We start from the raw sequence: 20,694 nt of genomic DNA, 5'->3' as shown, positions 1-20,694 counted from the left end.
CCTTCTCCGTAAGAAAAAGGGACCTAACGTGCTTCATATTTGCACCTATATCTAATCACCACTCTGGGCCCTCTCTTTTTAAAGGAGAAGGCTCAGAGTGAAGGGAGATAGCGATAACTGGTGTTCCATCCAGTTACTAATTAGTGCTCAATGCCCAATAAATAACCTGACACTTCCATGAGGATAATTGACAGTCTTTTTAAGCAATGATAAGGTGCATAAAATAGCCAAAGGACTGGGCTTTATCTTTAACCACATACCGGGATTATCCATTCATAATATCAATGTAACTCCGGTTTTTAATTCTTAATAAATCCAAATAATTCGTGTTGGACGCTATATGATTGCAGATAAAGTAAGACTAGGCGGTATCCTAATTATATTGTCGCTATTTTTCAGCGGAACATCATTCGCCAAAGCGCCATCCCACACAGAGAGTGAACTAAGTATGCAAAGTACATTCTCTCTCGGCAACAATGGGTTCATTGGCTCTATCAGCGAAGCTGAAAAGCTATATCTTGCTATATTACAACAAGATAATGGCGGTGATATCTTTATGCGTCTAGCAATATCCAGCACGTCAACCCCAGAAAGTAAGCTCTACGCAATCTGCGGTTTGAAAAAGCTGGGTCGGGAACTTCCGTCTTCAGCGGCGCTTAGCAAGATTTTAAACCAAGATATCACCATGCTAAAAGGAGACATCTTAAGAAAGGTGAAATTTAGCGAAGTATATGATTCAATCAAAATTGATGGATGTTAAATTGATAAGGAGACAGTAATGAGAAACCTCAGTACAGAAGAAATCACTTTAATCTGCGGCAGCATGAAATTAGACGGTATGCGCGAATCTACTAACGTCATCGATCAAAGAGGCTCAGACAAAGGTTCTTATATTGATGCTAACGGTACTTGTTGGGCACCTGGGACAAATTCATCAACCATGTTCCCCAATGGTGGCAGCTCAAATAATACGAGTAACAATCCCATTTTCGGTAATTAAGACTATAGCCACTTGCTTGTAAGCTGCTAGTGGCTTCTTCCCCACTAGCAGCAAATGCATATCACATTCTTGCAATATGAAAGCATATTTTATTCCTTTACGTTATTAATTAGCACTTAACATTATTTTATCTCGTCAATCGAATCGGTGAGGATATCCGCTACGTTGAGCCATGCAAACAACAGGATATCGCGCTGATGAACAACGCCCACCACCAACGCTTCTCGCAACTGATGCTTATCCTTGCCGCCGGCTTCGCTATTTATGGTCATGGTCTATGCAGCCATGACTGACGCCTGCTTCGCGGTTTTTTTACCTTGCCGCCGTTGCCAACTGTAACGGTGGCTTGTTGTATTGATGAAGGATTTTATCCGATGGAACATCGCCTAACCCCTTTCCAGTGGTACCACGAAACCCAGCGAAGCTCAGGCGACAGTTCGCCACTTGAGCCTGCCGCAGCAAGCTTGCGGGAGCGTTTTTTGTTAGGCCTGGGCTCATTTACCGACGAGGGATTGAATGCCGCCCTCAGCGATCGTATTGACGTTTTTACCGCGTCTTCGGCCTGCTATCCGGTACTGTTCCCCGATCGGGTCAGCGTTTCGCGCGAAGTGACGTTGTCACCTTACGATCGTCTGTCGACGGCCTTGACGGTGGCGCAGGTCACCGGCGTGCAATCGCTTTGTAGCCATTACGCTGCTCGCCTCGCCCCTCTGGACAGCCCGGATGCTACGCGGGAAAGCAATGTCCGCCTGGCACAAATCACCCAATACGCCCGCCAACTCGCCAGCCAACCGACCCTGATTTGCCGCAAGGCTTTACAACAGCTCGGCGAAGTTGGCCTGAGCACGCAAGATATTGTGACCTTTTCGCAAATCATCGGTTTCGTTAGCTATCAGGCACGGGTGGTCGCCGGTATTGCCGCGCTGGCAGGCAGACCCGCCGTGGTGTTACCCGGTTTTCCCCAAATCGAAGATGCCGATCCGGCAGGATTTTCCTGTGCGACACGCTTATGGCAAACTCGCCTGCCGGAGATCGTTATCGAGCAGGCCCAGGCTCGGCAGCTCGACATTCTGGACCAAAGCCACCCGGACGCCCGCAGCGAGTCTTATTACCTGTTGTTGGCCCACGACGCGCCTGCCCTGCATGAGCGCAATGCGGTATTTAACAACATTACCCGCCACGCTGACGGGCTATCCCCACACCTGAAGGCTTTGGTTGCTCTGGCGACATCACGCATTAATGGCAGCCATTATTGTGCCGCCACGCTAGCCAATAACATTGCCGATCGGGAGTTGGCACTGGCATTAGTGGCTGGGATTGATAACGCGCTTGAGGTGGCCGACGATCCGGTGACCGCAGCCGTGATAGGCGTGACGGCCGAACTGACTCGAACACCTGAGAAATTTACGGCACAAAGCGTGCAGCCGTTGCTCAACAGCGGGCTGGATCGGTCGCAGGCATTGGACGTGATTTTAACCAGCGCGCTGTATGCCTGGGAAAACCGGCTGCGATACAGTCTTGGCGATACGGTGGCAGCCGATTTAGCGCAATAACCATGCCTGAGCCGCATCAAAAAAGTGCTGCGCCAGCGGCGTGGCTCTTGCTGGCTCGGCGATCACCAAGGCGGCATGACGAGACATCGGCGCAATGGCAACGCTGCGCCGTTGCAGCTGCGGCATCATTTCCATCTGCAAGTTACCGCCGGGGAATAACCCGCAACCCAAGCCGACAAAAATCCCCTGTAGCAGTTGGAAGATCGAGGTGGTTTCCATCCGGGTATGCAGCGTCAAGCCCACCTCACGAAATTGTTGATCCAGGTAACGGCGGAAGTAACGCGTCGGCTCTGCCAGGCATAATGGCAACTCCGCCACGGCTGCCAGCGTGAGTGGGCTTTCCCCCACCAGCTCAGGGAAATGCTGCGGATGAAATACCAGGTCAATGCCGCTGTCAGCCAAAGACTGCGACTGAAAATGCAGTTCCTTGAGCGTTGGTAGCTCAAAGAAACCGATGCCGATATCCACCGTGTGTGCAGTCAGCGCTTCCAACAACTGATCGGCGCTCAATACCGCTACGCGATAGTCCAACTGCGGGTAACGCTCGCTGACCGCCTTCAACATCTGCGCTAACGAAATACTGCACTGCGGCACGGTGCCGATACGCAACGTCCCGTTCAACCCGTGTTTCAGCGACTCCACTTCCAGCTTCAGCCCCTGATAAACGGAAACAATTTCCCGTGCCCAGGCCAAGACCCGCTCACCTTCGGCGGTGAAGCCCTCAAAATTGTTGCCACGGTTGATCAGCGAGACACCCAGTTCTTTTTCCAGGTTTTTCAACCGCATGGATAAGGTCGGCTGGCTGACAAAGCTGGCCTCTGCGGCGCGGCCAAAGTGGCGTTCCCGTTCAAGATTACACAGGTAGATCAGTTGCTTAATATCCATGTATTGGCCCGGAAAATGGTTTCTGCGTGAAGTATATCATTTGCTACAGCCTTGCTGGCAGCGGCGATAAGTGTCGTCTATCCCATCATTGCTCTATTCGATTAGACGCCAGGCCTTTCCCCCCCTAGACTTGCCACATAAATACTCAAAATGCTTAAAAAAGCATTTACCTTTTAGCTACATTAATCACCTGCGAAGAAAATCATGAAATTTAAACCGTCAATCAAGCCTTATCGCGGCGCGGCGGGCGGCTGGGGCTCATTAGAAGCCACCACCCGCTATGTGTTCGACAGCAAACAGGCGCTGAAAAATCTGCGCAACCTGATGCGCGTTAACAAGGCGCGCGGTTTCGACTGCCCCGGCTGTGCCTGGGGTGATGACAACCACAGCACTTTCAGCTTCTGCGAGAACGGAGCCAAAGCCGTCAGTTGGGAAGCCACTCGCAATGCGGTTGAACCTGCCTTCTTTGCGGCCCACAGCGTCAGTACCCTGCGCGAGCAAAGCGACTACTTTCTGGAGTATCAAGGCCGGTTGACACACCCGATGCGCTACGACGCCAAGACCGATCGCTATCAGCCCATCACCTGGCCGGATGCCTTAAAACTTATCGCCAGCCATATCCAGGCAATGGATAACCCTAACCAGATTGAGCTGTACACCTCAGGCCGCGCCAGCAATGAAGCCTCCTACCTTTATCAGCTGTTTGGCCGGATGCTGGGCACCAGCAACTTCCCGGACTGTTCCAATATGTGCCACGAAGCCAGTGGCGTTGGCCTCAAGCAGAGCATCGGCGTCGGCAAAGGCACTATCCGTATGGATGACTTCGAGCATGCCGACGCGATTTTTGTGTTTGGCCATAACCCCGGGACCAACCATCCACGCATGCTGCACAGCCTGAAACACGCGGCCAGCCGCGGCGCGCGTATCGTCAGTTTCAATACCCTACGCGAACGCGGGTTGGAAAGGTTTGCCGATCCGCAAAACCCGATCCAGATGCTGACGCCCAAGTCCTCGCCCATCAGTTCGGCCTACTTCCAGCCCAATCTGGGTGGCGATATGGCGGCGGTGCGCGGCATGGTGAAGGCGCTACTGGAAACCCACCGCCAGCGGATAGCCGCCAATGAGCCAGGTCTGTTCGACCAGCCGTTTATCGAGCGGCATTGTGTGGGCACCGAAGAGTATCTGGCTCAGGTGGATGCTACCTCATGGCAACAGATCACCACGCAATCCGGGTTGAGTGAAACCCAACTGCGCCATGCGGCTGCGATTTACCAAGGCGCAGAGCGTGTTATCTGCACCTGGGCGATGGGCGTCACGCAGCATAAGCACTCTGTACCAACGGTGCGCGAGATCACCAACCTGCAGTTGTTGTTCGGCCAGTTGGGCAAGCCAGGCGCGGGCCTGTGCCCGGTACGCGGCCACAGCAACGTGCAAGGCAACCGCACCATGGGTATCGATGAGAAAGCGCCCAAGGCGCTGCTGGATAGTTTGGAGCAGCATTTTGGCTTTAGCCCCCGCCGCGAGATGGGCCACAATACGGTTGAAGCCATTGAAGCGATGCTGCGGGGTGAGGTCAAGGTGCTGATTGCGCTCGGGGGCAACCTGGCAGCAGCGGCACCGGATACCGAGCGTACCGCTCAAGCCCTGCGCCGTTGTGATTTGACGGTGCATATCAGCACCAAGCTGAACCGCAGCCACCTGATCACCGGTAAAGATGCTTTGATCTTGCCGACGCTGGGGCGTACCGAGTTGGATATGCAGGCCAGCGGCCCGCAATACATCACGGTGGAAGATTCCTTCAGCATGGTGCACGCTTCCGAGGGCATCGGCAAACCGCTGGCAGACACCCAGCGTTCTGAAACCGCGATTGTCTGCGGCATTGCCGACGCGGTGCTGGGCAACCAAAAGTTGGATTGGCTGGAGCTGGCCGACGATTATTCACTGATCCGCCAGCATATCCAGGCCACCATTCCCGGCTTTGACGATTTTAACCAGCGCTGTGAGCAACCAGGAGGGTTCTATCTGGGCAACGCCGCTGCCGAATTGCGCTTTGCAACTCAAAGCGGCAAAGCCGAGTTCAGTGCCGCTCCGCTACCCGAGACGCTGTTCCCGCAAATCGGGGAGGAAAAAGCGCCGTTCGTGCTGCAAACCCTGCGTTCACACGATCAGTACAACACCACCATCTATGGACTGGACGATCGCTATCGCGGCGTTTACGGCCAGCGCGAGGTGTTATTTATTCACCCCGAAGATTTGGCCGATCTTGGCCTGCAAGATGGGGAGTTGGTGGAAATCGAAACCTTATGGAACGATGGCGTAACCAGAAAGGTCAGCGGCTTCAAGCTGGTCAGCTACGATATCCCACGCGGTAATCTGGCAGCCTACTATCCTGAAACCAACCCGCTGGTGCCGCTGGCAAGTTTTGGTGATGGCACCGGCACGCCGACCTCCAAATCGGTTCCCGTCGCCATCCGCCGCTGCGCTCAGACACCTACATTGCGTATTGTTTAGTTTATTAAGAAAAGCTCTAGATACTAAGTCTCAACCCTACTTCATCAGATGGTTGAGACTGAAAATGTTCACTTTTAAATGAAACAATAGCTAACGCTCAGGGAATGCATTCACGCCGGTAAGCTTGGCCGTTAAGGACCATAATTTTAATGCCTCTGCAGGATCAATCGCATATTCGCAAACGCCCACAAATGGCTCATCATAATCAGATGCCAGACCGGCTACATCACAATCCTCACAGTAAAGTCCTCCGAGACCGTCCAGCAAAGGACTTGTAGCAGCCCATACCTCAGTGGCAGCCCCTTGTGCTGGGGACTTAAAACTGGGATCGATGGGGTTACCCTCCAAATCCAGCCAACCTTCCCCGATCATTTCCTCATTTGTCAGGTGACGCTGCAGTGGAGTGAATATTTTACCTGGGTGCAGTGAGAAAGCATGAATATCCCGGCTTTTACCATAATTATCCAGTTGAAGCGCAAATAGAATATTGGCCGTTTTTGACTGACCATATGCGAGCCATTTGTCGTAACCTTTAGTGAACTGAATATCGTCCCATCGGATGGGTGAATTATGATGGCCTGCGGATGAAACGCAAACCACCCTGCCCCCGGGACGTATGTTATTCCAAATGAGATTTACCAGAACATAGTGTCCAACGTGGTTGGTTGCAAACTGGTATTCCCACCCCGGGCCGACTCGACGTTCTGGACAGGCCATAATACCTGCATTGCAAATGACATAGTCAAAAGCATAGCCGTTAGCAGCAATGATAGAGGCCAGATTTCTGACCGATAAAAGGTCTGAAAGCTCGATCGGCAATACTGTAATATTGGCAAGCTCATTGAGCGCTTTTGATGCGTTCTCGACGTCGCGAGCAGCCACAAAAACGTGCACACCTGCGGAAGAAAGCGCTTTTGTCGCTTCCAAACCCAAGCCTGAGTGCCCGCCTGTAATTAGTGCCGTCTTACCCTTGAGATTAAGACCGGAAAGAACATCAACAGCGGTAGTTAACTTACCGAACCCTGATTGGATTGATTCTTGTACTCTCATGCTCCCTCCTTACCCTTAGTAGTCTGATGAAGGTAACACCCACGGCCTTTGCACTACGGCTTTTTCTTGCGGACTGAATAATTATCGCGAGCCATCGTCGGAAAAGCGTGACGTTTGGCTTGCCCGCAAGGAGTGATTCGCGTAAAACTGTCAGCCGCAAATCTTGCCACTCACAACCCATTCACTGGACGATATGTTTCAAGATAACCCGCTGCTGGCGCAGCTTAAACAGCAACTTCACTCTCAAACCCCGCGTGTTGAAGGCGTAGTAAAAGGGACTGAGAAAGGTTTTGGCTTTTTAGAAGTCGACGGGCAGAAAAGTTACTTTATTCCGCCGCCGTACATGAAAAAAGTCATGCATGGGGATCGTATCGTCGCCACCCTGCATACCGAAAAAGAGCGCGAAATCGCTGAACCGGAAAACCTGGTTGAGCCTTTCCTGTCGCGTTTTGTTGGCCGGGTGCAGAAAAAAGACGATCGCCTGTCGATTATCCCCGATCATCCGTTGCTGAAAGACGCGATCCCATGCCGTCCGGCGCGTGAAGTCACCCATAACTTCCAGGCCGGTGACTGGGCCGTCGCAGAAATGCGTCGTCATCCGCTAAAAGGCGATCGCACCTTCAATGCCGATCTGACTCAGTTCATCACCGACGGTGAAGATCACTTCGCGCCGTGGTGGGTCACGCTGGCTCGTCATAATCTTGAAAAAGAAGCACCAGACATGGTCGCGATCTCCGAACAAGAGACCTCGCTGGTCCGTGAGGACCTGACCGCGCTGGACTTCGTCACCATCGATAGCGCCAGCACCGAAGATATGGACGATGCGCTGCACGTGCAAGACAACGGTGACGGCTCGCTGCTGTTGACCATCGCCATTGCCGATCCTACCGCCTATGTCGAGCAAGGCAGCAAACTGGATGATATCGCCCGCAAGCGCGCGTTTACCAACTACTTGCCGGGCTTCAATATTCCGATGTTGCCGCGCGATCTGTCCGACAACCTGTGCTCGCTGCGCCCGAATGAGCGACGCTCGGTGTTGGCTTGCCGCGTGACTATCGCCACAGACGGTGCGCTAGGCAACGATATCCATTTCTTCGCCGCCGAAATCGAATCCAAAGCCAAACTGGTTTATGACGAGGTTTCTGACTGGTTGGACGGCGTCGCAGGCTGGCAACCACCGAGCGAGAGCATCGCACAACAGATCACCTTGCTTAAACAGGTTTGCGATGCACGCAGCGCCTGGCGCCATCAGCATGCGCTGGTGTTCAAGGATCGCCCTGACTACCGCTTTGTCCTCGGCGAGAAAGGCGAAGTGCTGGACATCATTACCGAACAACGCCGCACCGCCAACCGTATCGTTGAAGAGTGCATGATCGCCGCGAACGTCTGTGCCGCCCTCGTGCTGCGCGACCGTCTGGGCTTTGGCATCTATAACGTGCATAACGGCTTTGATCCGGCTCTGGTTGAGCAAGCGGTCGCCGTATTGCAGGCCAACGGCGTTGAAGCCGATGCCGAGAAGCTGCTGACCCTGGAAGGATTCTGTGAACTGCGCCGTCACCTCGACTCGCAGCCAACCCAGTTCCTGGACAGCCGCATCCGCCGCTTCCAGACCTTTGCCGAGATCAGCACCACGCCGGGCCCGCACTTCGGTCTGGGGCTGGAAGCGTACGCCACCTGGACCTCTCCGATCCGTAAGTATGGCGATATGGTCAACCATCGTCTGCTGAAAGCCATTATCAGCGAGCAGGTGGCGGAAAAACCGCAGGACGACGTCACCGTGCAACTGACCGAGCGCCGCCGTTTGAACCGCATGGCAGAGCGAGACGTTGGTGACTGGTTGTATGCCCGTTTCCTCAAGGATAAGGCTGGAACCGATGAGCGCTTCAACGCCGAGATCATCGACGTGACCCGTGGTGGCCTGCGCGTACGCCTGCTGGACAACGGCGCGATGGCCTTTATCCCTGCCCCGTTCATCCACGCGGTTCGCGACGAGATGGTGTGTAGCCAAGAGACCGGCACCGTGCAGGTGAAGGGCGAAGTCATCTATCGCCAAAGCGATAGTTTGCAGGTCAACATTGCCGAAGTGCGTATGGAAACCCGCAGCGTAATCGCCAGACCGGTAGCCTAACGTTATCCTTGTTCGATCAAGGCGATACTTCGGTATCGCCTTTTTTTATGCCTGCAATAACCTATTCTGCCCCCGTATGGCACGCTTCTTTCAGCAAACTCCAACTGAGTTCACATTTCTGATCCGACCAGCCACCGTCCGCGTTTAAACCTCCTACGTTTAATGGGTCGTTAACTTTTTGACGTACTCACAAACTAAAAAAATCACCTTTCTACCTCTGCACAACAAGGAGTTGCGGAACATGAAAAACGTCAAGTCGGCCATAATCTGGCTCGCGGTGGCGCTGGTCGGTGCCTTCGCTTTCGGCATGCTGGCCTTGAGCCGTGGGGAGCACGTCAACGCTGTCTGGCTGGTGGTGGCCTCCGTCGCCTGCTACAGCATTGCCTACCGCTTCTATAGCCGGTTTATTGCCAAGAACGTCTTTGAACTCGATGACCGTCGGTTAACGCCAGCGGAGCGCCATAACGATGGCCTGGACTATGTACCCACCAACAAATGGGTGCTGTTTGGTCACCACTTTGCCGCCATTGCCGGTGCTGGCCCGCTGGTAGGGCCGATCCTGGCAGCGCAGATGGGCTTCCTGCCTGGCACCATCTGGATATTGGTTGGGGTGATGCTGGCTGGTGCGGTGCAAGATTTCCTGATCCTGTTTATCTCCACCCGCCGCGACGGACGCTCGCTGGGGGAAATGGCCAAGCAGGAGTTAGGCGCCTTTGCCGGTGTGGTTACCATGCTGGGCGCACTTGGGGTGATGATCATCATCCTCTCGGCGCTGGCGTTGGTGGTCGTTAAAGCGCTGGCAGACAGCCCTTGGGGTCTGTTCACCATTGCTGCCACCATCCCGATTGCGCTGTTTATGGGCGTTTACATGCGCTTTATCCGCCCAGGCAAGATTGCAGAGGTTTCGTTGATCGGCTTTGTGCTGATGATGATGGCGATCGTCTACGGTGGCAATATCGCCATGCACCCATACTGGGGGCCGTTCTTTACCCTGCACGGCACCACCCTGACCTGGGTGCTGGTGATTTATGGTTTTGTCGCCTCAGTGCTGCCGGTGTGGTTGCTGCTGGCTCCGCGTGACTATCTTTCTACCTTCCTGAAAATCGGTGTGATCGTGGGGCTGGCGGTAGGCATTGTGTTCGCGATGCCGGAAATGAGAATGCCGGCGGTGTCACGCTTTATCGATGGCAGCGGCCCGGTGTTTGCCGGTTCACTGTTCCCGTTCCTGTTTATCACCATTGCCTGTGGCGCGATTTCCGGGTTCCACGCCCTGGTCTCCAGTGGCACCACGCCGAAGCTGGTTGAGCGTGAGAGCCATATTCGCTTTATCGGCTACGGCGGCATGCTGATGGAGTCCTTCGTGGCCATCATGGCGCTGATTTGCGCTTCCGTGATCGACCCAGGCGTCTACTTTGCCATGAACTCACCGGCGGCGCTGATCGGCACCACGGTGGAGAGCGCATCGCAGATGATCAACAGTTGGGGCTTTATGGTCACTCCGGAAACGCTGACGCAGATTGCCCATGATGTGGGCGAGAAGTCGGTGCTGTCCAGGGCGGGTGGCGCACCAACCTTTGCCGTCGGCATGGCCCATATCATCAGCGAGGTGTTTAACAGCCGGGCGATGATGGCCTTCTGGTATCACTTTGCCATCCTGTTTGAAGCTCTGTTTATCCTCACAGCGGTGGATGCAGGCACCCGTGCCTGTCGCTTTATGGTGCAGGATCTGGTTGGCGTCGCCATTCCGCGCTTGGCGAACAACCGTTCCTGGTTCGGCAACCTGGCCGGCACCACCGTGGCCGTCGCTGGTTGGGGCTTCTTCGTTTATCAGGGCGTCGTTGACCCGTTGGGTGGGATCAATACGCTGTGGCCGCTGTTCGGCATTGGCAACCAGATGCTGGCTTCAATGGCGCTGATCCTGGGCACCGTGGTGCTGTTCAAAATGAAGAAACAGCGTTACGCCTGGGTGACCATTTTGCCGACCATCTGGCTGTTTATCACCTCAATGACGGCGGGCTGGCAGAAGATTTTCCATGAGAAACCCAGCATCGGCTTCCTGGCGCAGGCGAAGAAATTCTCTGCCGGGATTGAATCGAACACGGTTATCGCCCCGGCCAAATCCATTGCGGATATGCAGACCATCGTGTTTGCCAATCAGATTAACGCCGCGTTGTGCGCCTTCTTTATGCTGGTTGCGGTGACGATGCTGGTTTCGGCCTTCTTCGTGGTGCGCCGCGCGTTGAGTTCCAAAACGCCTACGGTTCGTGAAAGCACGATCGTGTTGCGTGAGGAAACCGGGCGTATCTAACTGAACGGGTGCCCTACAGGATGAGCCGGTTGAAACTGGCTCATCGAATAACTACAAGGGCGGCCAGGTGCCGCCCTTTTCAATGCACTTTAGCTTATCAGCGTCGTGCCGAAAGCCCCTAGCCAATCCTGTTCAAACTTCTCTACCGCCGCCTGAACCGCCGGGGTGGAAATAAACTGTTCAGCCACATCCACCGGTAAAGTGATCGACTGGCAGCCTGCCAACAGACACTCCAACGCCTGACGTGGCGTTTTGAAGCTGGCCGCCAGCACCTTGGCATGAGGAGTATGCAGCGATAACAGCTGTTGCAACTCGTGCACCATTTCAACGCCGTCGCCACCCTGTGCGTCCAAACGGTTAACGTAAGGTGCTACATACTCTGCCCCTGCCAACGCCGCCAGCAGCCCCTGACCAGCGCCGTAAACGGCGGTACCCAAGGTTGGGATCGACATGGATTTCAGCTTCTTGATTGCCGCAAGCCCCTCTGCAGTGGTGGGGATCTTCACTACCAGGCCCGGCACGCGTTGACTCAGCAGGACAGCTTCGGCAACCATACGTTCCGCGTCGTTGGCCATCACCTGGGCAAACAGCTTGCCGGTACCGCCTAACGCATCACGCAAGGCCGGGAGAACCTCCCAGATCGGCTTGCCTTCTTTGGCAACAATGCTTGGGTTGGTGGTCACACCGTGCAGCGGCAAGACGCGCGCCAAACGTTTCACTGCGCTGACGTCGGCAGTATCGAGATACAGTTCCATAACCTTCTCCTGATTCTTTTGTGGGCAGATTCAAACTCTGAACATAATAAGCGAAAAAAGCCCTCATCATTTGATTAAAATCAAATCAACTTTCATTCGAAACCTATTTAATTTACGTAAGAAAATTTCAAACTTCACAGGTGACGAATGCTTTTCAATCTACAGCGCTACTCAACACATGACGGCCCAGGCATCCGCAGCGTGGTATTCCTTAAGGGCTGCTCACTTGGCTGCCGCTGGTGCCAGAACCCGGAAAGCCGTTCGCGCCAGCAGGAGCTGCTGTTTGATGAGCGCCTGTGTCTGGCGGCCTGTACCCTGTGCAGTGAGAGTTGCCCGCACGCGATCACCCGCGTCGACGACAAGACTCTGAGCCTGCAACGTTCGTTACTTACTGCCGCCGATTATGACGCATTAAACGGCTGTTGCCCAACCGGCGCGCTGAGCGTCTGCGGTACGGCGCTCGACCTTGATGCGGTAATGGCCGAAGTGATGCGCGATAAGCCTTACTATCTGCGCACCGGCGGTGGCCTGACGCTGTCCGGCGGTGAGCCGTTTATGCAGCCAGAGGTTGCGGCTGAACTGCTCAAACGCGGGCGAGAGGCCGGTATCCATACCGCTGTAGAATCTTGCCTGCATACACCTTGGTCCTATATCGAGCCATCTCTGCCCTGGCTAGACCTGCTGCTGGCAGATCTGAAGCACGTCGACCAGGTTCGCTTCAAGCAATGGACCGAAGGCTCCGCCAAACGGGTGATGGATAACTTCCGCCGCTTGGCCGCCGCTGGCACTCAAATCACCGTGCGGGTGCCGTTAATCCCCAAATTCAACGCCGATCGCGACTCGATCCGCGCCATTACCGACTTTGCCGCCGATGAAATCGGTGTCAAAGAGATCCATTTTTTACCGTACCACACGCTGGGGATGAATAAATACCATCTGCTCGGCGCGCCTTACTACGCTTCCCGTACCCCACTAGACGACCCCGAACTGCTGGCCTATGCCGAAGATTACGCCAGCGCCAAAGGTCTGACCGCCATTTTGCGAGGATAACACCATGACAACGCTGGATCTGACTACCCTGACCGAACGCACGCTAGCGCATAAAAACGCGCTGATCCATATCGTCAAGCCACCGGTCTGCACCGAACGCGCCCAGCACTACACCGAAACATACCAGCAGCATCAGGATAAGCCGCTGCCGGTAAGGCGTGCCATGGCGTTGGCTAACCACTTGGCCAAACGGAGCATCTGGATCAAGAATGATGAGCTGATTATCGGTAACCAGGCTAGCCAGCTTCGCGCCGCGCCGATCTTCCCGGAATACACCGTCAGTTGGATCGAAAGCGAAATTGACGAGTTGGCCGATCGCCCCGGCGCTGGTTTCTCCGTCAGCGAACAGGATAAAAAGATATTGCACACCCTGTGTCCATGGTGGCGTGGTCAGACCGTGCAGGATCGCTGTTATGGTATGTTCACAGATGAGCAGAAAGCCCTGTTGGCTACTGGGATCATCAAGGCCGAAGGTAACATGACGTCTGGCGATGCGCACCTGGCGGTCAACTTCCCGCTGTTGCTGGAAAAAGGTCTGGATGGCCTGCGTGAGAAAGTATCTGAGCGCCGTGAGCGCCTGCACCTGACGGACTGGGACGACCTGCATAAGGAACAGTTCCTCAAGGCCATCGACATCTCGCTAGACGCCCTCAGCGAGCATATCCTGCGCTTTGCCCAGTTGGCCCGTGAAATGGCCCAGGAAGAGCAACGCATCTGGCGGCGTGAAGAGCTGTTAACCATGGCGGCCAACTGCGAACTGATCGCCCATCAACCGCCACAGACCTTCTGGCAGGCGCTGCAACTGTGTTACTTCATTCAGCTGTTCCTGCAGATCGAATCCAACGGTCACTCCGTATCCTTTGGCCGCCTCGACCAATATCTGTATCCTTGGTATCGCCGTGACGTGGAGTTGGAGCAAAGCCTGCCGCGCGAAAAAGCCATCGAGATGCTGCACAGCTGCTGGCTGAAATTGCTGGAAGTGAACAAGATCCGCTCCGGCTCGCACTCCAAAGCTTCCGCCGGTAGCCCGCTGTACCAGAACGTCACCATCGGCGGCCAGAAGTTGGTCAATGACCAGCCTTGTGACGCGGTCAACCCACTCTCTTACACCATTCTGGAATCCTGTGGCCGTCTGCGTTCAACGCAGCCTAACCTCAGCGTGCGCTATCACGCCGGGATCAGTAATGATTTCCTCGACGCCTGCGTGCAGGTGATCCGCTGCGGCTTCGGCATGCCGGCGTTTAACAACGATGAGATCGTGATCCCCGAGTTTATCAAGCTGGGCGTCGAACCACAGGATGCCTACGATTATGCCGCTATCGGTTGTATCGAAACCGCCGTTGGCGGCAAGTGGGGCTATCGCTGTACCGGGATGAGCTTTATCAACTTTGCCCGCGTGATGTTGGCAGCACTGGAGCAAGGGCGTGACGCCACCTCCGGCAAGATTTTCCTACCGCAGGAGCTGGGGCTGTCTCAGGGCAACTTTAGCCAGTTTGACCAGGTGCTGGAGGCCTGGGATACGCAGATCCGCTACTACACCCGCAAATCGATTGAGATTGAGTGCGTAGTCGATACCGTACTGGAAGAAAATGCCCACGACATCGTGTGCTCGGCCTTGGTAGATGATTGCATCGAGCGCGGCAAGAGCGTCAAACAAGGCGGTGCGAAATATGACTGGGTGTCCGGCCTGCAAGTTGGGATCGCCAACCTGGGTAACAGCCTGGAAGCGGTACGCAAGCTGGTGTTCGATCAGGGGATTATTGGTCAGCAACAGCTGGCTCAGGCTCTTGCTAACGATTTTGCTGGCCTGGACGGCGAACAACTGCGCCAACGCTTGATCAACGCGGCACCAAAATACGGCAACGATGTGGATGATGTCGATCAGCTGCTGGTACGTGCCTATCAGACCTATATCGACGAACTGAAGCAGTATCACAACACCCGCTTTGGCCGTGGCCCGATCGGTGGTACCTACTATGCGGGCACCTCCTCCATTTCGGCCAACGTTCCGTTTGGTGCTGCCACCATGGCTACTCCAGACGGCCGTAAAGCGCATACGCCATTGGCAGAAGGGGCTAGCCCGGCCTCCGGCACCGACCATCTAGGCCCAACGGCGGTGTTCAACTCGCTGAGCAAACTGCCCACCGAGTCGATTCTGGGTGGCGTGTTGCTGAACCAGAAGCTGAACCCGTCCACGCTGGAGAACCCGCGTGACCGCGAAAAGCTGATGCTGATGCTGCGCACTTTCTTCGAGGCTTACCATGGCTGGCACGTGCAGTATAATATTGTGTCACGGGAAACGCTGTTGGCCGCCAAGCAACATCCTGACCAATATCGCGATTTAGTGGTACGCGTAGCTGGATATTCTGCCTTCTTTACCGCATTATCCCCAGATGCGCAGGATGACATTATCGCGCGTACCGAACATACTCTTTAACCAGTGAATCGTTGCGGTCACCCTTTGGTGGCCGCCTATCAGGCCGCTATGAATTCAAGACAACAAACCATTTTGCAGTTGGTGAATGACCGCAGGCGCATCAGCGTTGGCGAGCTGGCGCGCGCCTCTGGCGTTTCTGAGGTGACGATCCGCCAGGATCTTAATCTGTTAGAAAAACGCAGCTATCTGAAACGCGTTCACGGTTCTGCCGTTGCGCTGGAAAGCGACGACGTTGATGCCCGCATGATGTCCAACTTCACGCTTAAGCAGAAGCTGGCACAATATGCTGCATCGCTGGTCAACGATGGCGAAACCATCTTTATCGAGAGCGGTAGTGCCAACGCCTTACTGGCCCGCTATCTGGCCGAGCGCAAGCGCGTCACGCTGATCACCGTCAGCCATTACATCGCCCATCTGCTTAAAGAGACCGACTGCGATGTGATCGTACTCGGCGGCATGTATCAGAAAAAGAGTGAAACCGTGGTTGGCCCGTTAACCCGCATGTGTATCCAGCAGGTGCACTTCAGCAAGGCGTTTATCGGGGTGGATGGCTATCACGCGGAAACTGGCTTCACCGGCCGGGATATGATGCGTGCCGACGTGGTCAATGCGGTATTAGCCAAAGGCGTAGAGAACATTGTGCTGACCGACTCGTCAAAATTTGGCCAGATCCAACCTAATCCATTGGAGCCAATGAGCCAGATTGGGCGGGTGATCACCGATTCACGCATCGCCAACGACTACCAGCAATTGCTCAAACGGCAAGGTATCAAGTTGGATCTGGTTAACGAATAACGGCTGCGGGGCCCTTCGGCCCCGTGGTGAGGTTACTGCCCGTAGTAGGCATGCGCACCGTGCTTGCGCAGATAGTGCTTGTCCAGCAGGGTCTGCTGCATATTGCCCAACCCAGGCGCTAACTGGCGCGAAAAGATCCCCATATAGGCCAACTCTTCCAATACGACGGCGTTATGCACCGCGCTGTCAGCATCTTTTCCCCAGGCAAATGGACCGTGGGAATGCACCAGCACCGCAGGTATCTGGGCAGCATCCAACCCGCGCTCTTTGAAGGTTTCGACGATCACCTGCCCGGTTTCCCATTCATAACGGCCGTTGATCTCTTCGTCCCGCATTAGCCTAGTACAGGGAATATCACCATAGAAGTAGTCTGCATGTGTCGTTCCCCAGGCGGGGATGGCTAATCCGGCCTGTGCCCAAATGGTGGCGTGGCGCGAGTGGGTGTGAACAATCCCACCCGCGGCAGCAAAGTTCAGGTACAGCACCCGGTGGGTATCCGTATCGGAAGAAGGCTTTTTACTCCCCTCCACCACCTTGCCGCTCTCCAGTTCCACCACCACCATATCCTCACGGGTCATGGCATCATACTCAACGCCGGAAGGTTTGATCACCATCAGCCCCTGCTGGCGGTCTACGGCGCTGACATTGCCCCAGGTAAAGGTCACCAGATGATGGCGCGGAAGTTGAAGGTTGGCTTCCAGCACCTGTTGTTTCAGTTCGTTGAGCATGATCTTGTCCTTGTGGCTTGGTCTGCGACTATTGTCAGCAGGCATGCCACTGGGCGGTATGGGATAGATCGCTAAAGACCACGTAGAGTTCTGCTGGATACACAAAGATGTGTGGCGGCTGATTCGGAATAATCGCCTGCCGACCCGGGCTAAATTAAGACTATTTCCCTATTTATCCCTCGTCAGAGATTTATACTGAAACAAGGCGAAAAAACCGCCCTGATTTTTTAATTGCCCTGTTTTGTGCAATAAATGCCATTTTTTATTTCAAGGTCGTCTGGAAGACAGTCTCAGGCCAGTTTGCTGATTACTGCCTATACTAAAGCTGTGCTATGCCAGTTAAGTCGTTCCATATAGCCGATTTTAAGGAGAATTTATTATGATCATTAATCAACGTTTTGCCACTGCCGCAGTGGTGATTACCCTGGCTCTGTCGCTGAGTGCCTGTTCGAATATGTCTAAACGTGACCGCAACACGGCGATTGGTGCTGGTGCAGGTGCGGTAGGCGGTGCGGTGCTGACTAACGGCAGCGCGTTGGGGACCGTCGGCGGTGCCGCTGTTGGTGGCATCATCGGTCACCAGGTGAGTAAATAAGCCGCGGCTTGCTGATACCTCTGCCAATAGGCTAGCAAAAGCTTGATGCTTTGACGTCTAATCGAAAATACTTTCAGGTCTATTAACACGTTGTTTTTGACGAGCGCTGCCGCAGTAACTTCACTACGGCAGCGTTTATCCATATTATTAACCACCAGCCAGTTTCACCTTCATCCCCTTGGCTTCCAGCAGTTGCTTAAGCAGGTCGCGTTTGTCGCCCTGGATCTCGATCACGCCATCCTTCACCGAGCCGCCACAGCCGCATTTCTTTTTCAGTTCAGCAGCCAGTTTATCCAGTGCCGCATCATCCAGATCGACACCGGTGATCAGGCAAACCCCCTTGCCTTTTCTGCCGCTGGTCTGGCGTTGAATACGCACGATGCCATCGCCTTTGGCGCGCTCCGGCTTGGCTTCTTCCTGCTTGATACGCCCGCTGTCGGTGGAGTACACCAGGCGGCTATTATCATCATTCATGCTGGGTTCCTTACGCCAATGAGGCTCGAATAGCGCTGAGCGCTGCCGCTGGATCGGCGGATTGCGTAATCGGACGGCCAATCACCATATAATCAACTCCAGCGGCCAGGGCCTGCACCGGCGTCATCACGCGGCGCTGATCGCCTGCGGCACTGCCTTCAGGGCGAATACCAGGGGTAACCAGTTGGAACTGATTGCCACAGGCTGCTTTCAGGCGTGAAGCTTCCTGTGCAGAACAGACCACGCCGTCCAGGCCACAGTCGCGCGTCAGGCGAGCCAATCTTTCCGCCTGCTCTGCCGGGCTGAGTTCGATACCAATAGCGCGCAGATCTTCCGCCTCCATGCTGGTGAGAACGGTTACGGCAATCAATAGCGGTGCATCCGCGCCATAAGGCAGCAGCGCCTCTTTGGCCGCGTTCATCATGCGAGCACCACCGCTGGCATGTACGTTCACCATCCATACGCCCAACTCCGCCGCAGCGGCTACGGCATGTGCCGTGGTGTTAGGAATATCGTGGAATTTCAAATCGAGGAAAACCTCAAATCCGCGCTGATGCAGATCGCGAACGATCTCAGGCCCGAACAGGGTGAACATCTCTTTACCCACTTTTAGCCGACAATCTTGCGGATCGATGCGGTCGGCAAAGGCCAATGCGGCGGAACGGTCAGCGTAATCCAATGCCACGATGATGGGCGATGATTTTAAGTCATTGTTATTTGAATTATTTTCAGACTTCATAGCTTCTACCTTGTGTGAAATGGACATGATGAGTAAGCCGCCAGCAAAACTGACCGCCGCATTCTACATGCCAGACAGCGGAAATCCCAGTCACGCAACCCGTTGCCGTTACGTAATGTTAACGCAGCGTTGGTCATCGACTGTCAATAACCCCCTGCGCCCTTAACTCAGGGTGAGTAAAACGCGGTAAAGAAGCGTAAATTGTTAATCAAATAATTTGATTAACATGCTCAAGCCTATCCGATTTCATCCGTTTATAAATGCTCTATTATTCAATACATCGAAAGCGGAAACACTTTCACCCTCAAAACTAAATTGGAGATACTCATGAAAGGCATCAAATATTTTGCAGCAGCTACCGTTCTGGCCCTAACCTCATTTGCCAGCGTTGCCGCTGAGCCGGTCAGCCAGCAACAGGCACAGAAACTGACCGAAGTTGGCGTAGTTTCTGCCAGCGGTGTTACCACGCTGAGCAGCCTGGAAGCCAAGCTGGCGGCCAAAGCCGAAGCCCAAGGCGCCAGCAGCTACCGTATTGTCGCCGCCGGTGGTAACAACATGCTGCATGGCAACGCGGTCATCTATAAATAAGCTCGAGCCACCCTCTAGATTATCTGAACGGGCGCTGCATTCGGCGCCCATCCCCTACGAAACCACATCCCATCTGTTTTTATTCTGGTACCAACTTGCGGCAGACATTCAGTACCAATTGCCGCAGCCAACGATGAACCGGATCCGCCTCGGCACGTGGGTGCCACAGCTGCGATATCGTAATCGGGCTGGTGGTTACCGGCAGTTCAAAAGCCCAGAGTGTCGCTACGCCTCCATCAATAGTGGTCACCGGTTGATTGATCAGGAATGAGGCAGGCACCAACGCCACCAAATCAGACTCCTGAGCTACGGCCAAGGCAGCTGGAAAACTCGGTACCACGGCAGCAATGTTGCGCCGCAAACCTAGTTCAGCCAATGCTTCGTCTACCGGGCCATAGGTACGTTCCCGTCGGGAAGCGACAACATGGCCCAAAGCGGCATACTGGCTGGCCGTCACCTCTGGTTCCCGCGTCAACGGATGCCCCGCTCTCACCACACCAACGAAGCGATCTCTGAACAGCGCCTGCAGGCGTATTTCTGGTCCCATGCTCCCCAAAACACCAATCTCAAGATCAACCAGACCTTCACGCAGATGCTTTGAGGTTTTCTCTGGCTTGGGCGAAAAACGCAGGCGCACCAAAGGCGCTGCCTTCGCCGCTGCCGCAATCAGTGAAGCTCCAAATGCCTCCACAAACCCCTCATTGGCACGAATGATAAAGGTTCGTTCCAGCGTGGCTAGGTTCAATTCTGTGGCCGAAGGGCGTAGCACCGAGCGCGCCGCAAATAAGGCATTTTGCGTACGTTCCCGCAGATCTTCAGCGTAAGGCGTCAACACCATGTGCCTCCCTGCACGCACCAGCAAGGGATCTTCGGTAACGGTGCGTAGCCGGGTGAGCGTGCGGCTCATGGCCGAAGCGCTTAAACCAAGACGACGCGCAGCACCTGCCACGCTGACTTCAGCAAGCAACGCATCAAGGGCGATAAGTAAATTGAGATCGGGTTCAGTCATGGCTCATAGTATCTCGACCAGATAAATGAGGAAAGCGTGGCGCGTTTGTGTAGCTCACTTGTGTTACAAAATTATTAAATTTTTATTAC

19 protein-coding genes are annotated in these 20,694 nt (G+C 54.6%); 11 read left to right on the top strand and 8 right to left on the bottom strand.

The window, feature by feature from the left end; genetic code table 11:
* Window positions 1-340 precede the first annotated feature (340 nt).
* Together mchS3 and IMQ33_RS11560 are read left to right on the top strand one after the other, a co-directional pair.
* Window positions 341-760, top strand: a complete 420-nt coding sequence (gene mchS3, locus IMQ33_RS11565; protein WP_196062416.1) for an MchS3 family protein — start codon at window positions 341-343, stop codon at window positions 758-760.
* 18 nt (window positions 761-778) lie between these two features.
* Entirely contained in the window at window positions 779-1,000 is a 222-nt protein-coding gene (locus IMQ33_RS11560) for a hypothetical protein (protein ID WP_121606966.1), read from the top strand.
* 122 nt (window positions 1,001-1,122) lie between these two features.
* Here the strand turns inward: IMQ33_RS11560 and IMQ33_RS11555 are convergent, their stop codons facing one another.
* The gene (locus IMQ33_RS11555; protein ID WP_158006226.1) at window positions 1,123-1,272 is read right to left on the bottom strand and encodes a hypothetical protein; all 150 of its coding nucleotides are present in this window, start codon (window positions 1,270-1,272) and stop codon (window positions 1,123-1,125) included.
* Window positions 1,273-1,374: 102 nt separating this feature from the next.
* Here IMQ33_RS11555 and IMQ33_RS11550 point away from each other — a divergent pair, with 102 nt between their 5' ends.
* Window positions 1,375-2,553 (top strand): peroxidase-related enzyme, encoded by a 1,179-nt coding sequence (locus tag IMQ33_RS11550; RefSeq protein ID WP_196062417.1) that lies wholly within the window; start codon window positions 1,375-1,377, stop codon window positions 2,551-2,553.
* On the opposite strand, the gene IMQ33_RS11545 is transcribed toward IMQ33_RS11550, so the two are convergent.
* Complete coding sequence (locus tag IMQ33_RS11545; RefSeq protein WP_098930983.1) at window positions 2,542-3,438, bottom strand: LysR family transcriptional regulator; 897 nt, start codon at window positions 3,436-3,438, stop codon at window positions 2,542-2,544. The two genes, IMQ33_RS11550 and IMQ33_RS11545, sit on opposite strands and share 12 nt — an antisense overlap.
* Window positions 3,439-3,642: 204 nt before the next feature.
* Here IMQ33_RS11545 and IMQ33_RS11540 point away from each other — a divergent pair, with 204 nt between their 5' ends.
* The gene (locus IMQ33_RS11540; protein WP_196062418.1) at window positions 3,643-5,949 is read left to right on the top strand and encodes an FdhF/YdeP family oxidoreductase; all 2,307 of its coding nucleotides are present in this window, start codon (window positions 3,643-3,645) and stop codon (window positions 5,947-5,949) included.
* 90 nt (window positions 5,950-6,039) lie between these two features.
* Here IMQ33_RS11540 and IMQ33_RS11535 read toward each other — a convergent pair whose 3' ends face one another.
* Window positions 6,040-6,999, bottom strand: a complete 960-nt coding sequence (locus IMQ33_RS11535) for an SDR family NAD(P)-dependent oxidoreductase (protein ID WP_196062419.1) — start codon at window positions 6,997-6,999, stop codon at window positions 6,040-6,042.
* A gap of 193 nt (window positions 7,000-7,192) precedes the next feature.
* On the opposite strand from IMQ33_RS11535, the gene IMQ33_RS11530 reads away from it, so the two are divergent.
* Both IMQ33_RS11530 and IMQ33_RS11525 read left to right on the top strand, forming a co-directional pair.
* Window positions 7,193-9,127 (top strand): exoribonuclease II, encoded by a 1,935-nt coding sequence (locus IMQ33_RS11530; RefSeq protein ID WP_196062420.1) that lies wholly within the window; start codon window positions 7,193-7,195, stop codon window positions 9,125-9,127.
* Between the two features lie 241 nt (window positions 9,128-9,368).
* Window positions 9,369-11,435, top strand: a complete 2,067-nt coding sequence (locus IMQ33_RS11525; protein ID WP_098930979.1) for a carbon starvation CstA family protein — start codon at window positions 9,369-9,371, stop codon at window positions 11,433-11,435.
* Between the two features lie 89 nt (window positions 11,436-11,524).
* On the opposite strand, the gene fsa is transcribed toward IMQ33_RS11525, so the two are convergent.
* Window positions 11,525-12,190: a fructose-6-phosphate aldolase gene (gene fsa / locus IMQ33_RS11520; RefSeq protein WP_196062421.1), complete on the bottom strand. Its 666-nt coding sequence runs from the start codon at window positions 12,188-12,190 to the stop codon at window positions 11,525-11,527.
* A 147-nt stretch (window positions 12,191-12,337) separates the two neighbouring features.
* On the opposite strand from fsa, the gene IMQ33_RS11515 reads away from it, so the two are divergent.
* From IMQ33_RS11515 to IMQ33_RS11505, 3 genes are read left to right on the top strand one after another with little or no spacing between them, the layout of a single operon-like run.
* A complete protein-coding gene (locus IMQ33_RS11515) occupies window positions 12,338-13,240 on the top strand; it encodes a glycyl-radical enzyme activating protein (protein WP_196062422.1) in 903 nt (300 codons plus the stop codon).
* Between the two features lie 4 nt (window positions 13,241-13,244).
* Entirely contained in the window at window positions 13,245-15,677 is a 2,433-nt protein-coding gene (locus IMQ33_RS11510; RefSeq protein WP_196062423.1) for a formate C-acetyltransferase/glycerol dehydratase family glycyl radical enzyme, read from the top strand.
* A 48-nt stretch (window positions 15,678-15,725) separates the two neighbouring features.
* Complete coding sequence (locus IMQ33_RS11505) at window positions 15,726-16,472, top strand: DNA-binding transcriptional regulator YciT (protein WP_024486514.1); 747 nt, start codon at window positions 15,726-15,728, stop codon at window positions 16,470-16,472.
* 32 nt (window positions 16,473-16,504) lie between these two features.
* On the opposite strand, the gene araD is transcribed toward IMQ33_RS11505, so the two are convergent.
* Entirely contained in the window at window positions 16,505-17,200 is a 696-nt protein-coding gene (gene araD, locus IMQ33_RS11500) for an L-ribulose-5-phosphate 4-epimerase (protein ID WP_046808285.1), read from the bottom strand.
* 376 nt (window positions 17,201-17,576) lie between these two features.
* Here araD and osmB point away from each other — a divergent pair, with 376 nt between their 5' ends.
* Window positions 17,577-17,795 (top strand): osmotically-inducible lipoprotein OsmB, encoded by a 219-nt coding sequence (gene osmB, locus IMQ33_RS11495; RefSeq protein WP_024529280.1) that lies wholly within the window; start codon window positions 17,577-17,579, stop codon window positions 17,793-17,795.
* 147 nt (window positions 17,796-17,942) lie between these two features.
* Here the strand turns inward: osmB and yciH are convergent, their stop codons facing one another.
* Window positions 17,943-18,269 carry a stress response translation initiation inhibitor YciH gene (yciH, locus tag IMQ33_RS11490; RefSeq protein WP_024529279.1) on the bottom strand — a complete coding sequence of 109 codons (327 nt, stop codon included), beginning with the start codon at window positions 18,267-18,269 and terminating at the stop codon, window positions 17,943-17,945.
* A gap of 10 nt (window positions 18,270-18,279) precedes the next feature.
* Entirely contained in the window at window positions 18,280-19,008 is a 729-nt protein-coding gene (pyrF, locus tag IMQ33_RS11485; RefSeq protein WP_024487003.1) for an orotidine-5'-phosphate decarboxylase, read from the bottom strand.
* Between the two features lie 327 nt (window positions 19,009-19,335).
* On the opposite strand from pyrF, the gene IMQ33_RS11480 reads away from it, so the two are divergent.
* The gene (locus IMQ33_RS11480; RefSeq protein ID WP_098930971.1) at window positions 19,336-19,596 is read left to right on the top strand and encodes a YdgH/BhsA/McbA-like domain containing protein; all 261 of its coding nucleotides are present in this window, start codon (window positions 19,336-19,338) and stop codon (window positions 19,594-19,596) included.
* A gap of 79 nt (window positions 19,597-19,675) precedes the next feature.
* On the opposite strand, the gene IMQ33_RS11475 is transcribed toward IMQ33_RS11480, so the two are convergent.
* On the bottom strand, window positions 19,676-20,605 hold the full coding sequence (locus IMQ33_RS11475) for a LysR family transcriptional regulator (protein ID WP_161711938.1): 930 nt from the start codon (window positions 20,603-20,605) through the stop codon (window positions 19,676-19,678).
* Between the last annotated feature and the right edge of the window lie 89 nt (window positions 20,606-20,694).

The sequence above is a fragment of the Serratia sp. Res13-Sevr-LER1-36-b genome, from assembly GCF_015673035.1.
GTDB lineage: Bacteria > Pseudomonadota > Gammaproteobacteria > Enterobacterales > Enterobacteriaceae > Chania > Chania fonticola_C.
Note: the sequence above shows the minus strand (reverse complement) of the source record. Positions and strands in the feature narration are given on the sequence as shown.

Excerpts from the sequence above, each read along its gene's own strand:
- IMQ33_RS11515 (WP_196062422.1), top strand. The coding sequence starts at position 12,338 with ATGCTTTTCAATCTACAGCGCTACTCAACACATGACGGCCCAGGCATC.
- IMQ33_RS11550 (WP_196062417.1), top strand. The coding sequence starts at position 1,375 with ATGGAACATCGCCTAACCCCTTTCCAGTGGTACCACGAAACCCAGCGA.
- fsa (WP_196062421.1), bottom strand. The coding sequence starts at position 12,190 with ATGGAACTGTATCTCGATACTGCCGACGTCAGCGCAGTGAAACGTTTG.
- IMQ33_RS11480 (WP_098930971.1), top strand. The coding sequence starts at position 19,336 with ATGAAAGGCATCAAATATTTTGCAGCAGCTACCGTTCTGGCCCTAACC.
- IMQ33_RS11545 (WP_098930983.1), bottom strand. The coding sequence starts at position 3,438 with ATGGATATTAAGCAACTGATCTACCTGTGTAATCTTGAACGGGAACGC.
- IMQ33_RS11555 (WP_158006226.1), bottom strand. The coding sequence starts at position 1,272 with ATGACCATAAATAGCGAAGCCGGCGGCAAGGATAAGCATCAGTTGCGA.
- IMQ33_RS11475 (WP_161711938.1), bottom strand. The coding sequence starts at position 20,605 with ATGACTGAACCCGATCTCAATTTACTTATCGCCCTTGATGCGTTGCTT.
- IMQ33_RS11530 (WP_196062420.1), top strand. The coding sequence starts at position 7,193 with ATGTTTCAAGATAACCCGCTGCTGGCGCAGCTTAAACAGCAACTTCAC.
- pyrF (WP_024487003.1), bottom strand. The coding sequence starts at position 19,008 with ATGAAGTCTGAAAATAATTCAAATAACAATGACTTAAAATCATCGCCC.
- yciH (WP_024529279.1), bottom strand. The coding sequence starts at position 18,269 with ATGAATGATGATAATAGCCGCCTGGTGTACTCCACCGACAGCGGGCGT.
- IMQ33_RS11535 (WP_196062419.1), bottom strand. The coding sequence starts at position 6,999 with ATGAGAGTACAAGAATCAATCCAATCAGGGTTCGGTAAGTTAACTACC.
- IMQ33_RS11505 (WP_024486514.1), top strand. The coding sequence starts at position 15,726 with ATGAATTCAAGACAACAAACCATTTTGCAGTTGGTGAATGACCGCAGG.
- IMQ33_RS11510 (WP_196062423.1), top strand. The coding sequence starts at position 13,245 with ATGACAACGCTGGATCTGACTACCCTGACCGAACGCACGCTAGCGCAT.
- mchS3 (WP_196062416.1), top strand. The coding sequence starts at position 341 with ATGATTGCAGATAAAGTAAGACTAGGCGGTATCCTAATTATATTGTCG.
- araD (WP_046808285.1), bottom strand. The coding sequence starts at position 17,200 with ATGCTCAACGAACTGAAACAACAGGTGCTGGAAGCCAACCTTCAACTT.
- IMQ33_RS11560 (WP_121606966.1), top strand. The coding sequence starts at position 779 with ATGAGAAACCTCAGTACAGAAGAAATCACTTTAATCTGCGGCAGCATG.
- IMQ33_RS11540 (WP_196062418.1), top strand. The coding sequence starts at position 3,643 with ATGAAATTTAAACCGTCAATCAAGCCTTATCGCGGCGCGGCGGGCGGC.
- IMQ33_RS11525 (WP_098930979.1), top strand. The coding sequence starts at position 9,369 with ATGAAAAACGTCAAGTCGGCCATAATCTGGCTCGCGGTGGCGCTGGTC.